Here is a 15,819-nt window from a genome sequence, read left to right on the forward strand (position 1 = left end):
AACGCGGAAAGGGCTGACCCATGAAAATAGCAATCTTAGGCGGCGACGGCTTCGTCGGCTGGCCCACGACGCTGCACCTGTCGAACCTCGGGCACGAGGTCCACATCGTCGACAACCTCTCGCGCCGCTGGATCGACACTGAACTCGGCGTACAGTCCCTCACGCCGATGGACTCGATCCAGGAGCGCTGCCGAATCTGGCACCAGGAGACGGGGCGGCGCATCCGCTTTCACCTCCTCGACCTCGCCAAGGAATACGAGCGCCTCAAGGCCTGGTTGGCCGACGAGACGCCCGACGCCGTCATCCACTTCGCCGAACAGCGCGCCGCGCCCTATTCGATGAAATCCGACCGTCACAAGGTCTACACCGTCAACAACAACACCAACGCGACACACAACCTGTTGGCCGCGCTGGTGGAAACCGGCATCGACGCCCACCTCGTCCACCTCGGCACCATGGGCGTCTACGGCTATTCCAGCGTCGGCGCACCGATCCCCGAGGGCTATCTCGACGTCGAGATCGACACGCCTTCGGGCAAGAGGAGCCAGGAAATCCTCTACCCGACGAAGCCCGGCTCGGTCTATCACATGACGAAGTCGCTCGATCAGATCCTCTTCCAGTTCTACGCCCAGAACGACGGCCTGAGGATCACCGACCTGCACCAGGGCATCGTCTGGGGCACGCACACCGACCAGACGCGCCGGCACGAGCAGCTCATCAACCGCTTCGACTACGACGGCGACTATGGCACCGTCCTGAACCGCTTCCTGATCCAGGCCGCCATCGGCTATCCGCTGACCGTCCACGGCACCGGTGGCCAGACCCGCGCCTTCATCCATATCCAGGACTCGGTCCGCTGCATCGAGCTCGCCCTGGGCGATGCGCCCGAAGCCGGCGACCGCGTGAAGATCTTCAACCAGATGACGGAAACGCACCGTGTCCGCGACCTCGCCGAGCTGGTCGCCCGCCTGAGCGGGGCCGAGGTCGCCTATCTGCCGAACCCGCGCAAGGAAGCCGCCGAAAACGACCTGATCGTGAAGAACGACCAGTTCCGCGCGCTCGGTCTCGACCCCACCACCCTGGCTGATGGCCTTCTGTCCGAGGTGGTCGAGGTGGCCCGCAAGTATGCGCATCGGATCGACCGTAGCCGCGTTCCCGCCGTCTCGGCCTGGACGAAGGAATTGGGCACCAAGGTCGACCATGATCCCGAGAAGAAGGGCCTTCGGCGGGTGTCGTGAAACGCGCCTACGTCACGCTGGTCACCAACGCCGACTTCGCACTTGGGGCGGGCGCGCTTCTGCGTTCGCTCGACCTCAGCGGGACCTCGGCGGATCGTGTCGTCATGCACACGGGCGGCGTTCCTTCCGACGCGCTGACCGCCCTTGCCGACCGGGGAGCGTCCCTCGTCCCGGTCGACCTTCTGCCGACCTCCGCCGCCTTCAACGACGCCCACGCCCGCGACCGCCTGCACGGGGTGGCGCCCTTCACCAAGGGCGAGAAGCCCGCCTTTCACACACCCCTCGACAACTTCGCCAAGTTGCGGCTCTGGCAGTTACCCTATGACCGCGTCGTCTTCCTCGACGCCGACACGCTTGTGCTCAGGAACATCGACCGCCTGTTCGACTATCCCGAGTTCTCGGCTGCGCCGAACGTCTATGAGAGCCTCACCGACTTTCACCGGCTCAACTCGGGTGTCTTCACCGCGCACCCCGCTCCCGAAACCTTCGACGCCATGATGGCGGCGCTCGATGCACCGGGCGCCTTCTGGCGTCGGACCGATCAGACCTTTCTCCAGACCTTCTTTCCTGCCTGGCACGGTCTTCCGGTCTTCGACAACATGCTCCAATACGTCTGGATCAACCTGCCGGAGCTCTGGGACTGGGGCTCGATCAATGTCGTCCACTACCAATACGAGAAACCGTGGCAGGACCACGCAAAGGCAGACGCCCTGTGGCCCCTTGTCGACCTTTGGCGGGCCTACGCGGGCGGCGGCCCCGTGCCGGACACAGCATCCCTCAAGGGACCCGCGCAATGAAAGTCGCGCTCACAGGAGCGACCGGCCTCGTCGGCCATCCCGTCCTGCGTCGCCTCCTCGGCGCCGGTCACGAAGTGACGGCGTTCGGCCGCCGTCCCCCGGACTTCGGCTCCAGGCATCGTCCCTGGGACCTCGACACGGCAGCCGATCTGGCCGGAATGAATGCGCTGGTCCATGCCGCCTTCTCGCACGTCCCGGGCCGGTATCGCGGTGGTGAGGGAGAGGACCCCGACGGCTTTCGCCGGACGAACCTGCACGGAACGGTCGCGCTCTTCGAAGCCGCTCGCAAAGCAGGGGTCGGACGCGTCGTCTTCCTGTCCTCGCGCGCGGTCTATGGCACGCATCCCCCGGGTACACTTCTGGACGAAACGATGACTCCAGAGCCCGACACCCTCTACGGCGAGGTGAAACTTGAAGCGGAACGCGCCCTCTCCGCCATGTCTTCCAAGGACTTCGAGGTGGCCGTCGTCCGCGCGACGGGCATCTACGGCCCCCCCGTCCCGAATGTTCCTCACAAGTGGGCGCAGCTTTTCCAGGACCATGACGAAGGCGTGCCGATCTCCCCCCGCGCCGGGACCGAGGTCCACGCCGACGACCTTGCCCGCGCTATCCTCCGTCTCCTCGAGGCTCCCTCCGAAGCGCTGGAGCCCGTAGTCTTCAACGCCTCCGACTTCACACTCGACCGGCGCGAGCTTCTCGACCTCTACGCCTGCCTCAAAGGCATCCCGGCGCGTCTGCCCGACGCCGCCGACCGGGCGGCTGTTTGCGCGCCAGGCACACAGCGGCTGCGCCGTCTCGGATGGTCCCCCATGGGACCGGGCGCGCTGCCCGCGACCTTGCGCGCGCTTCTGTCCGCCTGAAAAGCGGCTAGGCGCCCTGCTTCTGGCCGCGACGGCGACGGAAGAAAGTCCTGAACGCCTGCCAGCGCCGTCCGACACGGCTGTCCTTCGACCGCGTCATGATCATCAGCATCGACGGCGTGACGATCAGCGTGAGTACGGTCGAGAATGCGAGGCCGAACACGATGGCGCTCGAGAGCGAAATCCACCACTGCGTCGAGGGCGCGCCGGAGGTCGTCTCATGTGACATGAGTTCGAGGTTGTATCCAAAGGCGATAGGCAGCACGCCCAAGATCGCGGTCAGCGCGGTCAACACCACTGGCCGCGCGCGCTCCCTGCAGGTCTGTAGGATCGCCTCCCGCTTGTCGATGCCCTCGGACCTGAGGTGATCGTAGGTGTCGATCAGCACGATGTTGTTGTTCACCACAATGCCCGCAAGCGCGATCAGCCCGATCCCCGACATGACGATGCCAAAGGGCTGGCCCATGATCATCAGCCCCAGGAACACGCCGATGGTGGACATGATCACCGCGACCAGCACGAGACCGACGGACAGGAAGCGGTTGAACTGCGCCAAGAGCACCACGAAAATCAGGAAGATCGCGGCCATGCCCGCCTTGGCGAGGAAGGCGCCCGCCTCCTTCTGCTCTTCGTCCTCACCGGCGAGACGGTATCTAATCCCATCTTCCGCGAGGTTCATCTTCTCGATGCTCGCGATGACCTGCTGCCGCACTGCGTCGGCCTGCACGCCTTCGGTGATGCCGGCGGACACCGTCACCGTCCGCGCACCGTCGATGCGCGTCAGCGTTCCGACACTGGGCGTCGGCTCGCGGGTGACGAAGTTCGACAAAGGCACCGATCCCTGCGAGGTCTCGATCCGCAATTCGTCCAGCGTCGAAAGTGTGCGCTCCTCTTGGGGCAGTCTCAGACGAATTTCGACAGGGTCGTCGGTCCCCGCCGGGCGATACTCCGTCAGCTTCACGCCGTCGGTCACCAGTTGCACCATCGTGCCCACGGATCCGGGTCCGATGCCATAGCGCGCGGCCTTGGCGCGATCGACCTTGATCTCCCAGTCCAGACCGGGCGGAGGCAGGCCGTTCGACACGTCGATGACGTCTGGCGTCCCCTCCAGCATCGCTGCGACTTCGCGCGCCGTGTCGGCCAGCCCCGAAGGGTCATCCGCCGACAGAAGAATCTGGATCGCCTTGCCCGTGGGCGGACCGGCCTGGGGCACCGACACTTCGATTTCGACGCCAGGAATGCCTTCCATGGCTACCCGCAGGTCCGCGAGGATCGCGTTGGCGTTCTTGCGCTCGCGCCAGTCGACGAATTCGTACTGGATCGTGCCGATCACGTCCTCGTCGACGTTCTGGCCAAAGCCGCCGCCGCCCGATCCGACGCGCGTATAGACGCTCGTCAAGCCCGGCCAGCCCAGGATGCGCTCCTCGGCCGTACGGACCAGCCGGTCCTTCTCGTCGATGGACAGGTTGCCGCGCGCATGGACGTAGAGAAGGCCGTAGTCCGGCTCGACATCGGGGAAGAATTCGACGCCGTTGCCATACTTGCCGTAGGCCATCGGCACGGCGACAAGAAGGGCGGTGGCAAGGAACACGACGATGAACGGATGGCTCATCGCGCGCTTCACGACCCACATGTAGATCCCGTCCTTCTTGGGTTCTTCGGGGGGCGTGTTGCGGGCGAAGACCGCGCCAAGCGTCGGCGTGAAGACCAGCGCATAAAGCATCGAGGCCGACAGCGTCGCGATCAGCGTGATCGGCAGGTACTTCATGAACTCGCCGACGATCCCCGGCCAGAACAGCAAGGGCGAAAAGGCAGCGACCCGCGTCATCGTCGCCGCGATCACCGGTCCCGCCATGCGCTGCGAGGCGAGGTGGAACGCCTCCTTGCGCTCCATGCCTTCCTGCATCCGCCGCTCGGCGAACTCGGTCACGATGATCGCATCGTCGACGAGCATACCGACCGCCAGGATCAGGCTGAAGAGGACGACGAGGTTCACCGTCAGCCCCGCCATGTCCAGAAGCAGGATGCCCATGAGGAACGACGACGGGATGGCAAGGCCGATGAACAGGGACGCCCGCACGGTCAGGGCGAAGAGGATGACCACGAAGACCAGGATCACCGCGGTCAGCACGCTGTTCTGAAGATCGCCCAGAAGCTGCCGGATCGTGACCGACTTGTCCTGCGAGAAGGTGATGGCCACGCTGTCGGGAAGCCGCTGCTGGAACTCATCGGCAACGGCCTTCACGCTGTCGACGGTTTCGATCAGGTTGGCGCCGGTGCGTTTCGAGATCTCGATAGCCACCGCGGTCTCGCCGTTCAGGCGCGTGATCGAAGTGGGATCCTTGAACGTGGAGCGCAGATCGGCAACGTCTCGGGCGCGGACCGTCGCATTGGCGCCGACGACGATCGGGAAATCGGCCGCATCCTGCAGCGTCTCGATCAGCGCAGGCACCTTAACCGCATAGCGGCCCTGGTTGCCTTCGATGGACCCCGCCGCAACAAGGCTGTTGCCCGAGTTGATCGCCGCCACGACCTGGTCGACCTGAAGCCCATAGCTGGCCAGCCGGGTGCGGTCGATCACCGCTTCGACAAGGTCGTCGCGCACGCCCTGAAGGTTCGCGTCGAGAACGCCGGGGATTTCCTCGATCCGGTCTCGCAAGGACCGCGCGGCCGTCGCCAGCGCCCGCTCCGGCACATCGCCCGACAGCGTCAGGACCAGAACCGGAAACTCCGAGATGTTCACCTCGTTGACGGTCGGCTCGTCGACGCCCTGCGGCAGGTCGCGCCGCGCGTCGTCGACCTTGTTGCGTACGTCGTCCAGCGCCTTGTCGAGGTCGGCGCCGGCCATGAACTCCACCAGCACGTTACCGCCGCCCTGGTAGGCGGTGGAGGTCATCTTCTTGATCCCTGCGATGGTCTTGATCCGCGTCTCCATCGGACGCAGCAGCAGACGCTCGGAATCTTCGGGCGAGATGCCCTGATAACTCATGCTGACGTAGATGATCGGGATCTGGATGTCCGGCTCGGCTTCCTTCGGGATGGCCGCATAGGACATCGCGCCGGCGATGATGAGGAAGATCAGGATCGAGATCGTCAGCCGGGCGTTCCGGATGGCGAGGCCGACGATATCCATCACTCGCTCGGCAGCAGCGCGGCCGCCGCGGCGGTCTGATCGACGCCGACGACGCTTTGCCCGTCGTTGACAAGATCCTGTCCCGACACGATGACCCGCATCCCATCCTCGATCCCCGCCACGACCAGGCCGCTTGCGGTGTCGTCGACGATCTCCACGGGAAGGAAGCCGACCGTGTCGTCTTCCTCGATGATGCGCACGCCGATCTCGCCCTTCGGCCCAAGCGTTATGACCGACCGCGGCACGAGGATCGACGAGACCGGACTCGCCTCCAGCCGGATCGTCACGGACATGCCGGCCGAGACCTTAAGGTCCGGGTTCGGCACGGCGATTTCGAGGGGAAACGTCCGCGTCAGGTCCGACGCCTCGCGGCGGATATAGCGGATCACGCCATCGGCGGTGGTTCCATCCGCGAAGGTCACCTCGGCGGTCCCGCCAACGGAGACCATTGGCAGGTTCTGCTCGCTGATTTCGCCGGTCGCGATGATCGGATCCAGCGCGATGATGGACGCGACGTTCGTACCGGGCTGAACCCAGGCGCCTGCCTCGACCATGACGTCGTCGACGATGCCAGCGAATGGCGCGCGAACTTCCAGCCGGTCGACTTCGGCACGGGCCGCATCCAGCGCCGACCGCGCCGCGACAAGCTCGGCCTGCGAGGCGTCGATCCGCAGACGCCCGACCTGACCGCTCGCCAGCAGCTTCTGGTCCGCCGCGGCGGCCTTCTCGCGCTGCTCCAGAAGCGATTCAGCGGCCTGGACCGCCGTGTATTTCTCGGGACCGTCCAGCGCCATGATGAGGTCGCCATCATCGACCGCGCTGCCTTTCGCCACCGGAAGTGCTGCGATGACACCTGCCGTCCGGGCGGCAAGCACCGACGCCTTGTCGGCCTTCGTCACGCCCGACACCTGAAGCATCCTCTGGTAGTCGCTGTTGGTGGCAAAGGCGAAGGCCACTGTCTGCAATTCGGGCTCTGAGGCGGGCGCGGCCTCAGGCTCGGGCGCCGGCGCGGCAGCAGCCGACTCGCCCGCAGCCTCACTTCCGACAGAGGTGAACTCGCCGGTCGCGACCCACGCTCCGGCGACGACCAGGACAATGATCGCAAGAAGTGTATGAAATCTCATGTGCGCCACGAAAATGCAGGGTCCGGCCGGAAGGCTTATGGATGATCAAGGCACATATCAGGTGCCGGCCCGGACAAGACAACCCTTCGGACTGGTTTCGACGCGACAATTACCCCCTTGCAGCAACGGGAACAACCGGAACTGCCGAAAGACGTTGCGTCCAAGGCTAATTGACACGCGGCGTGACGATGCAAGCCGCCCCGAGGCCGGGAAAGGGCGGTGGCCGTCGGGCCACCGCTGCAACTCAGGCGATGTTGTCCAGCGAGAAGTGCGACTCGGTCAGGCTGCCCGCAACGAGGTCGGCGAAAAACACCTTGTCCGTCGCCGAGAAAGCAAGCTCCACTCCACCGTCCGCCTGGGTCAGGGCCGAGACGACGTCCGCGGTCGATCCGAAGGTCGTGCCCACGAGGTCGATGTGGTCCACGCTCAAATCGAAGGCGAGCACCGTATCGCTGCCGACCGCCGGCCCGAACACGAAGACATCGGCACCAAGACCGGCTGTCATCACGTCGTTGCCGAGACCCGCGTTCACCGTCCGGCCCTGATCGGACAGAAGGATGAAGTCGTCATCCGCCGTGCCCAGGACCGTCGTGCCCGACTGATAGTCGATGTCGCCGTTGTGGACCCCCACGGTTCCAAAACTCATCGTCAGGGTGTCGCCGCTGCGCGACACGCTGTCCGCTCCCGACGCCACCACCGAGTTGTCGCCGAGGCTCTTCAGCTCCACGCCGACATCGCCCCGTCCGTCGAACGAGAACTCGAGGTCGGACCCATTGCCCAGGACCGAGATCAGATCCGCCCGCATCGGCAGCTTGACGATGTGCGTGACGTCATCCGACTGGCTGCCGAAGGCGACTGTGTAAACGCCGCCGTCGCGGTCGAGGAAGACCTTGCCGTCGTCATAGGCATACCAGTTGTCGACGTTGGCGATGGTCGACCCTTCCTCCATGTCCAGCGCGAAGGTGCCAAGGTCGTTGCCGGTCGCCGTCACGACAAGGTTCGATCCGCTCTGCTGAATCTGAAGCTGCGCCTGCGAGAAGGCCAGGATGCGTTCGGCCAGGTCGGCGCCGGTCACGAACTCGGTGCCGTCGGCATAGGCGCGCGCGATGAAGTTGGTGAACATCTCCTCGGTGTACTGCGGCGCGTTTGGCCCGTCGCCGAGGTCCCAGTTGGTCGGACCGTAATCGTGCCACGGGAAGTGGATGATCGGCGCCCCGCCGTGCGAGGTGATGTTGGCGTATTCCTGCGCCCAGACCGCCTCCGCCTGTGCGGGCGAAAGATTTCGGAATCCGATCAGCGAGAAGTCGAACGACACGTTCGGCGCGAAGTAGACCTGGTCGGTGTGGTTCGGATCAAGGAACCCGAAGGCGCCCGGATAACCCGCGCCGACCCCGGCATAGCCGCCCGTGAGGTAGCTGACGAAGGGCAGGATGTTGAACGTCGAATAAAGCTGTTCCGGCGCGCCGGGAACGGCCCCGCCCAGGTTCGTCAGCCCGAGCTGCTGCTCGATGATCTGCCGTGAGTACTCCCACTGGAAGGTGAAGGAGTGCTGGAGCAGGGCGGCCTGAGCATCGGTGAACGACGACGATGTCAGATCCACCGATGACACCGTGTCCGGATCTGACGCGGCAAGCGCTGCGGCCATGGCTGCGTTGACCTCAGACAGCGACATGTTCCCGAGCGCCGAGGCGAGAGCCGGGCTGCCGGCCTTGGCCGCGTCCAGCTCGGCCTGGGTCATCACGTCAGGCAGAAGGAAGTTCGTATTGTCGGGGTGCGTGTAGGAGTGCGTCCCGATCTCGTTCTCCATCGCCAGAAGCTGCTGGTAGTAGGGCGACGAGACGGCCCAGTTCGTCTCCTGGTCCGGAGGGTTGGCGCCCACGTTGATGTAGTAGGAGCCGACGAAGTTGTACTCCTCGTACCAGCTCTGCACGATCGGGATCATCGCGTCGTAGATGCGCGGCGGATCGACGACGTCGTACGTCTCCTGCGACTGGTCCATGTCGTTGCGCGAGAAGAACAACGAGGTCCCCCGCGTCATCTCGAGCGACACCTCGGGCAGATCCCCCAGCGCCGACCACTGGATCGCTTCCTGAAGGATGTTGTTGTTTCCGCTGATCGCATCCGACGCGAAGTGAACGTTACGCCCGCCCGTCGTCGTCGCGATCACCGCGGCGACCTCTCCCTGCGTGGTCGTCGTTTGCGTGAACAGCACCTGTCCCGTGCCGTTGAAGTCGATGAAGCTCTGGAAGCCCGAATTGGTATAGGTCCCGACCAGCTCGTTCGCCGTATAGCCGTCCGAGATCGGATGCGTCACGTCTTCGGCGTTCATGGTCAACCCGGCGGTCGAGCCCGACGCCCCCAAAGTCACACCCAGAAGCGACTTCATCCGCGCATAGGCGTCAGAGCCGATGATTGCTCCCGTGTCAGTGTTCGTCATGAAGTTGCCCGACGCGATCAGGCCGATGCCATAGGTCTGGCTGGCCTCGGTCAGCGTGTCGGTGATGCCCTGCACCAGCGAGGCCTCGACGTGACTGAACTCGGGGAAGACGATCGCGTCGTAGTCCTTGATCTTCGCGATGTCGGTCAGATCCGCCTCGCTGATCAGGTCGAACGGAATGCCCGCCTGCATCGCCTGGTTCTGCGCCGACATCACAAGCTGCCCGTAGGCCGTCTTGTCGAAATAGGCGTTGGCCGAGCTTTCCGAATAGACGATGGCGATCCGCACCGTGGGATCGGTCGGTTGCACCGGAGTCGCCTCGCGCACCACGAACCCGCCCGACGCATAGGCTTCCGGCAGGAACGTCGTGTTGTTGACGTCGATGTACATCTCGAGGTTCGTCGACCCGCCCACCAGCGTGGACGGCAGGGCGATCTCGACCGTCCCGTGGTCGGCGTCGAAGAAGTAGTTCAGGTTCGACACGAAGGTCTGCCCGGCGTCCCCCGAATAGAGCGCCAGCGTGCCGTCGGCCTCGAACTCGATGTTGTACTCGGCGCCCACGCCGTTGCCGAACACCTGGAAGCCGGTGGCGGCATTGCGGTCGGTGTTCAGCCAGATGGTCGTGTCCGCTCCGATCTCCAGCGTCTCGGCCTCGAGAGCGATCAGGAAAGCGCCCGCGCCATAGGTGCCGTTGACCGTATAGTCCACGCCGCCCGTCGACCGCGTGTAGAGCTGAGTATTCGCCGCCCATTCGGCGGTCGAACCGTCAAGCGTGACGGCGCCGAACTGCTCCGCGACGTCTGTGACGGTAACGGCGAAGGGCGCGGTGGCCTCTATAGATCCGGCAGTACCCACGGAGGTGTCGTCAACGTCGACGTTGATATCCAGCGTCGCGTTCGTCTCGAAGTCGAGAACGGCCCCCGCCTTGATGTACAGCTCGGTGCCCAGGATCTCGAACAGCCCGGCATCGGCGCCCGACAGCTTCAACTCGTTGGTTCCGATACCGTCGTCGGTGACGACGATATCAGCAACCTTCGTGCGGCCAAGCACGCTCGCGTTCTCGGCGATTTGGAACAAGGTCTGCGTCAGCGTCACGGTTGGCGCGAGGTTGTTGCCGATCGCGAGGCCAGTGCTGCCAAAGTAGTTCCCGGGAATAAAGACGGTGTCGTTCACGTCGAGGTACAGCTTCGCCGCAGCCGATCCGCCGACGAGGTCCGACGGCAGTGCGAACTCGAGCACGCTGCGGTCAGCGTTGAAGCTGAAGATCAGCGGCGACACCAACGTCTCTCCGACCGCACCGCTGTAGAGCGCGGGCCGGCCGTCGGGACCGATGTTGATGTTGTATTCCGCACCGACGGTTGAGCCGAAGACCTGATAGCCCGTCGCCGGGTCGAGGTCGGTGTTCAGCCAGAAGGTCGTGTTCGGACCGATGGCCGCCCCGCCCGTTGACAGGGCCATGACGAAAGCGCCGTCCTGATAGGTGCCGCGCACCTCGTAACCGCCGTCCGACGCCAGAAGCGTGTAGCCGGGCCATTCGCCCACAGCACCATCCAGTTCGATGATGCCCCAGGTCTCCTTGACGTCGGTGACCGCAAGCGTCAGCGGGGCCGAGCTTTCGACCGACCCCGGCGCACCGATGGTCGTGTCGTCGAGGTCGACGGAAACCGACAGCGAGGTCAGCGTCTCGAAGTCGAGCGCCGTGCCCGCCTTCAGGAACAGTTCCGTCCCCACGATCTCGAACAACGCCGCATTGGCGCCCGACAGTGACAGCGTGTTGGTCCCGATGGTGTCGTCGCTCACGACGATGTCGGCGACCTTCAGGGCCGTCGTCAGGTTCTGGTCCTCGGGGATCGAGGTGATCTGGTTCGCAAGCGTCACCGTCGCCGAAAGGTTGTCGCCGATGGGCAGACCGCCCAGGGAGTAGTCGCCCGGAATGAAGACGCTGTTGTTGAGGTCGACGAACAGCTTCGCCGCCGTGGCGCCTCCGACGAGGTTCGACGGCAGGGCGAACTCCAGCACCGTGCCGTCGGCGCTGAACTTGTGGATCAGCGGCGTGATTTCCGTCTCGCCGTCTGCGCCCGTGTAGAGCACTGGCCGACCGTCCGCGTCGATGTTCACGTTGAACTCGGCACCCGCGGTGCTGCCGAACACCTGATAGCCCGTCGCAGAATTGAGGTCGGTATCGAACCAGAACGTCGTATTGGGCCCGATCGGCACGCCGTTCGTCGAGAGCGCGACGATGAAGGCGCCGTCCTGATAGGTGCCGCGCACCTCGGCCCCGGAGGGGTCAGAGGCGAGAAGCGAGAAGGCAGGCCATTCGCCGACCGCACCATCCACCTCGATGGCGCCCCAGGTCTCCTTCACGTCGGTGACGGCCAGCGTGAAGGGCGTTGAACCGTCGACGCCCGTGCCGAGCGTCGCATCGTCCACGTCGACACTGACCGAGAGGCTCGGCAAGGTCTCGAAGTCGAGAGCCGTACCCGCCTTGAGGAACAGTTCCGTCCCCACGATCTCGAACAGCGCGGCATCCGCCCCTGACAGCGTCAGGGCATTCGTGCCAAGCGCATCGTCCGTCACGACGATGTCCGCCACCTTCAGGGCAGCGGTCAGGTTCTGGTCCTCGGAGACCGAGGCCACGACGTTGGCCAGTGTCACCACCGGCGCATCGTTGGAGTCCGTCACCGGAAGCGTCAACGGGGCGCTGCTCTCGACCGAGCCGGACGCGCCGATGGTCGTGTCGTCCACGTCGACGCTGATCGACAGGCTCGGCAGGGTCTCGAAGTCGAGGATTACGCCGGCCTTCAGGAACAGCTCGGTTCCCACGATCTCGAACAGCGCGGCATCGGCGCCCGAGAGAACCAGCGTGTTCGTCCCGACGCCATCGTCCGTCACGACGATGTCCGCCACCTTGAACGGCGCGCTCAGATCCTGGCCTTCCGACACCGAGGCGACCACGTTCGCCAGCGTCACCGCCGGCGGCTCGTTGGCATCCGTCACCGCCAGCGTCAGCCCGGCCGTGCTCTCGATGGACCCCGCAAGCCCCAGGGTCGTGTCGTCAAGGTCCACGCTGACCGACAGGCTCTGCACCGTCTCGAAGTCGAGCACCGTGCCCGCCCGCAGGAACAACTCGGTGCCCACAATCTCGAAGAGGGCCGCATCCGCGCCCGACAGCGTCAGTAGGTTCGTGCCCAGCGCGTCGTCGGTCACGACGATGTCCGCCACCTTCAGGCGCACCGACAGGTCCTGCGTTTCCGCGACGCCCGTCACGACGTTCGCCAGCGTCACCACTGGCGCTTCGTTCGCGTCTGCGACGGGCAGCATCAGCAAGGTGCTGCTCTCGACCGACCCGGCGGTTCCGATGGTGGTGTCGTCCACATCGACGTTCACCGACAGGCTCGGCAGCGTCTCGAAGTCGAGCGCCACGCCCGCCTTCAGGAACAGCTCTGTTCCCACGATCTCGAACAGGCCCGCATCCGTGCCGGACAACGAAAGGATGTTCGATCCGACGCCGTCATCGGTGACCACGATGTCCGCGACCTTGAGCGGAACGCTTGTGTCCTGCGCTTCCGACACCGAGGCGATGACGTTCGCCAGCGTCACGATCGGCCCCTCGTTGGCATCGGTCACGCTCAGGACGAAGGGCACCGTGGCCTCGACCGACCCTGCCGCTCCAAGGGTCGTGTCGTCGACCGTAACCGTCACCTGGAGGCTTTGCGCGGTCTCGAAGTCGAGCACCGTTCCGGCCTTGAGGAACAGTTCGGTTCCCACGATCTCGAACAGCGCCGCGTTCGCACCCGTCAGGCCAAGGACGTTCGTCCCCATGCCGTCGTCGCCGACCACGATGTCCGCGACCTTCAGCGCCACGCTCATGTCGCGCGTTTCCGCCACCGAGGCGACGATGTTCGCCAGCGAGACCGTCGGGGGCAGGTTCGTCGGCGGCGGCGTGCCGCCTCCGCCGCGGTGAAGCGTGAGATCGCCGACCGAGAAGCCGCCGATGCCGATTCCGCCGATGGTGATCGCCGCCTGGTCGCTTGCCGCGAACTCGCTGAAGAACTGCGACGCCGCACCCGCCGGCAGGGCCTGCCCGTTGACGGTAAAGCTGCTCGTGGCGAAATCGATGCGGACGATGTCTCCGTCGTTCAGGTCGATCGTCAGAAGGGCATCCGGCGTGGCCAGCCGGCCGTTGCCGTAGCTGCCGCTCAGGATCGTGTCGCCGTCGATGTCGAAGGCTGCCGAAACGGTGCCGGAGGAATGAACGACAAAGCTCACCGCCGCCAGCTTCTGCGCCACGCCGTCCTTGTCGTTCAGCCGCCAGGTCAGGCTGTCACCCGGCCGACTGCTCGACGACTCGATGCGGAATCCCGTGGCGGGGTCGTACACCATGGCAGCGTTGAGATTGAGCTGCGAGACGGCGCTCGACCGATACCAGCCGTGGCCGGTGATGGTGACCGGGTCCGTGTCGGTGTTCAGCGTCGTCAGCCGCGTGTGAACCAGGTCGTCCTTCACGGCGGCGAGGATATAGCCGGTCTCGCCCGCCTCGAAGGCGCGGTCGCCGTCACCCTCGATGGCGATGAGAGCCTGCTTGCGATAGTCCGTCCCGGTCCCGAGGTTATCGGTAGAGATCGGGTCGATGACGTTGCCCGGTTGCGATGTCAATTGCACCGAGCCGAAGCTGATCATGCTCTCGACCGTGACCGCGTCGCGGACCTGCACGACGACCTCGGCACTGACCGGAGCGTCCGGCAGGCTCTGATCCTCGACCGTCACGAAGACGCGCAGCGTCGGGTTCGTGGCCATGTCGATGTCGGTGCCGGCCTTCAGGTACAGACCCGTTCCGATGATCTCGAACAGCGACGCGTCCTCGCCCGAAAGCGACAGGATGTTCGTGCCGATGCCGTCGTCCAGGATCTGGATGTCCGCGACCTTGACGCGGTCCACTAGGTCCGCGCCGTCCAGGAGGTCGCTCACAACCTGCGAGACGGCGATGAACGGCGCTTTGTTCGGCGCGGCCGTCTTGTCCGACCGCTCCAGCGTCAGGTCCTTGACGGCGAAGGTGGCCGTGTCGGCGCTGCCGATGGTCAGGGTGTTGCCCGCGCTCGCCGTGTAGGCTGCGAAGAACTGGTCGATCTCGGTTCCCGTGACCGGGACGCCGTTGAGAGTGAAGGTGTTGGCCAGGAAATCGATGGCGATGACGTCGCCATCCTGCGCCTGAAGGGTCAGGGCGGCCTCGGCGGGCGCGTCCGTCTCGGAATAGATGCCCGACGCGATGATGTCTCCGTCAAAGTCCATCGCCACACTGACGGGACCGGCCACACCGCCCGTGTTGACGACGAACTCTGCGGCGTCCAGCTTCTGCGCCGCCCCGTCCTTGTCGTTCAGCGTCCAGGTGATGCTGTTGCCGGGTCGCGCATTCGCGCCGCTGACTTTGAAGCCCTGCTCCGTCGTGAAGGTCAGGTAATCGTTGAGATAAAGCGGCTCGACCGCGCGAATCCGTGCCCAGCCATGTGCCGTCACCGTCACGGGATCGTTCGCGCCGTTCAGCGTCGTCCGCGTGATCCCGCCCTCGAGGTTCGATCCGTTGGCGAGGATGAAGCCCGTCTCGCCACTTTCCAGAAGACTGTCCCCGTCACCCACGATCGCCGCGACGACACGCTGCGTCACCGTGTCCGGACCGCCGACCTGCGCCGTGGTTATCGGCTCGGCAAGGATTCCGGACCGGAGACCGGAGGCAAGCTGCTGGGTCGAGAAGGAAATCGTTTCGGACATAACGGACTCGCTGCTACAGGGCGGACGGGATCAGTACGAAGACGGGATCGGGACGGCGGGAAGCAAGATTGGCCGGGCGCGAGGGAAGGCGCCCGACAGAAGATATGGCGTAAAGGCCCGCGACAGCGCCGCGGTAAAATGGTGAATCTCAGTCATCCAGCTTCCCCCCGGACGCTCTCGAGGCCGATTGCCGGATTCTGCCCACTCTGCCCCGTTAATGATTTCCCATGCAGGGTAAGGAATGGTCAAGAATTCATAGGACGTAGGGACGGCCTCAAGCCTGAACCTCCCATCCGATTTTGCTATGCAATATCAGCGTGTTGCTAAACCAGACCCCCGGCACGCAGAGGCAGGGATTAACCCTTTTTGCGTATGCCTGCGAAACGCCGGCCCAAGAAGGCAAAGCCCTCTTTTGTTTCCGGATAAGGTCTAAATTCCAATTTGATTGCATGATCGTGGACGGA

The 15,819-nt window shown here is 64.8% G+C and carries 6 protein-coding genes; 3 read left to right on the forward strand and 3 right to left on the reverse strand.

The features are described 5' to 3' along the window. Positions 1 to 20: 20 nt before the first annotated feature. Genes EF888_RS18185 through EF888_RS18195 form a run of 3 tightly spaced genes read left to right on the forward strand, consistent with a single transcriptional unit; the run spans position 21 to position 2,895 of the window. Positions 21 to 1,238: an NAD-dependent epimerase/dehydratase family protein gene (locus EF888_RS18185; RefSeq protein WP_109759460.1), complete on the forward strand. Its 1,218-nt coding sequence runs from the start codon at positions 21 to 23 to the stop codon at positions 1,236 to 1,238. Further along, complete coding sequence (locus tag EF888_RS18190; RefSeq protein WP_109759459.1) at positions 1,235 to 2,035, forward strand: glycosyltransferase; 801 nt, start codon at positions 1,235 to 1,237, stop codon at positions 2,033 to 2,035. The genes EF888_RS18185 and EF888_RS18190 overlap by 4 nt, the downstream gene beginning before the upstream one ends. Continuing rightward, positions 2,032 to 2,895: an NAD-dependent epimerase/dehydratase family protein gene (locus EF888_RS18195; protein ID WP_109759458.1), complete on the forward strand. Its 864-nt coding sequence runs from the start codon at positions 2,032 to 2,034 to the stop codon at positions 2,893 to 2,895. Before EF888_RS18190 ends, EF888_RS18195 begins: the two co-directional genes overlap by 4 nt. A gap of 7 nt (positions 2,896 to 2,902) precedes the next feature. Here the strand turns inward: EF888_RS18195 and EF888_RS18200 are convergent, their stop codons facing one another. The 3 genes from EF888_RS18200 to EF888_RS18210 all read right to left on the reverse strand — a co-directional run bounded on the left by EF888_RS18200 (position 2,903) and on the right by EF888_RS18210 (position 15,355). Further along, positions 2,903 to 6,028: an efflux RND transporter permease subunit gene (locus tag EF888_RS18200; RefSeq protein WP_109759457.1), complete on the reverse strand. Its 3,126-nt coding sequence runs from the start codon at positions 6,026 to 6,028 to the stop codon at positions 2,903 to 2,905. Beyond that, a complete protein-coding gene (locus tag EF888_RS18205) occupies positions 6,028 to 7,152 on the reverse strand; it encodes an efflux RND transporter periplasmic adaptor subunit (protein ID WP_109759456.1) in 1,125 nt (374 codons plus the stop codon). Before EF888_RS18205 ends, EF888_RS18200 begins: the two co-directional genes overlap by 1 nt. A 244-nt stretch (positions 7,153 to 7,396) precedes the next feature. Continuing rightward, positions 7,397 to 15,355, reverse strand: coding sequence for a hypothetical protein (locus EF888_RS18210; RefSeq protein WP_109759455.1), 7,959 nt, complete (start codon positions 15,353 to 15,355; stop codon positions 7,397 to 7,399). Positions 15,356 to 15,819 lie beyond the last annotated feature (464 nt).

The sequence above is a fragment of the Silicimonas algicola genome (assembly GCF_003970735.1).
Taxonomy (GTDB): domain Bacteria; phylum Pseudomonadota; class Alphaproteobacteria; order Rhodobacterales; family Rhodobacteraceae; genus Silicimonas; species Silicimonas algicola.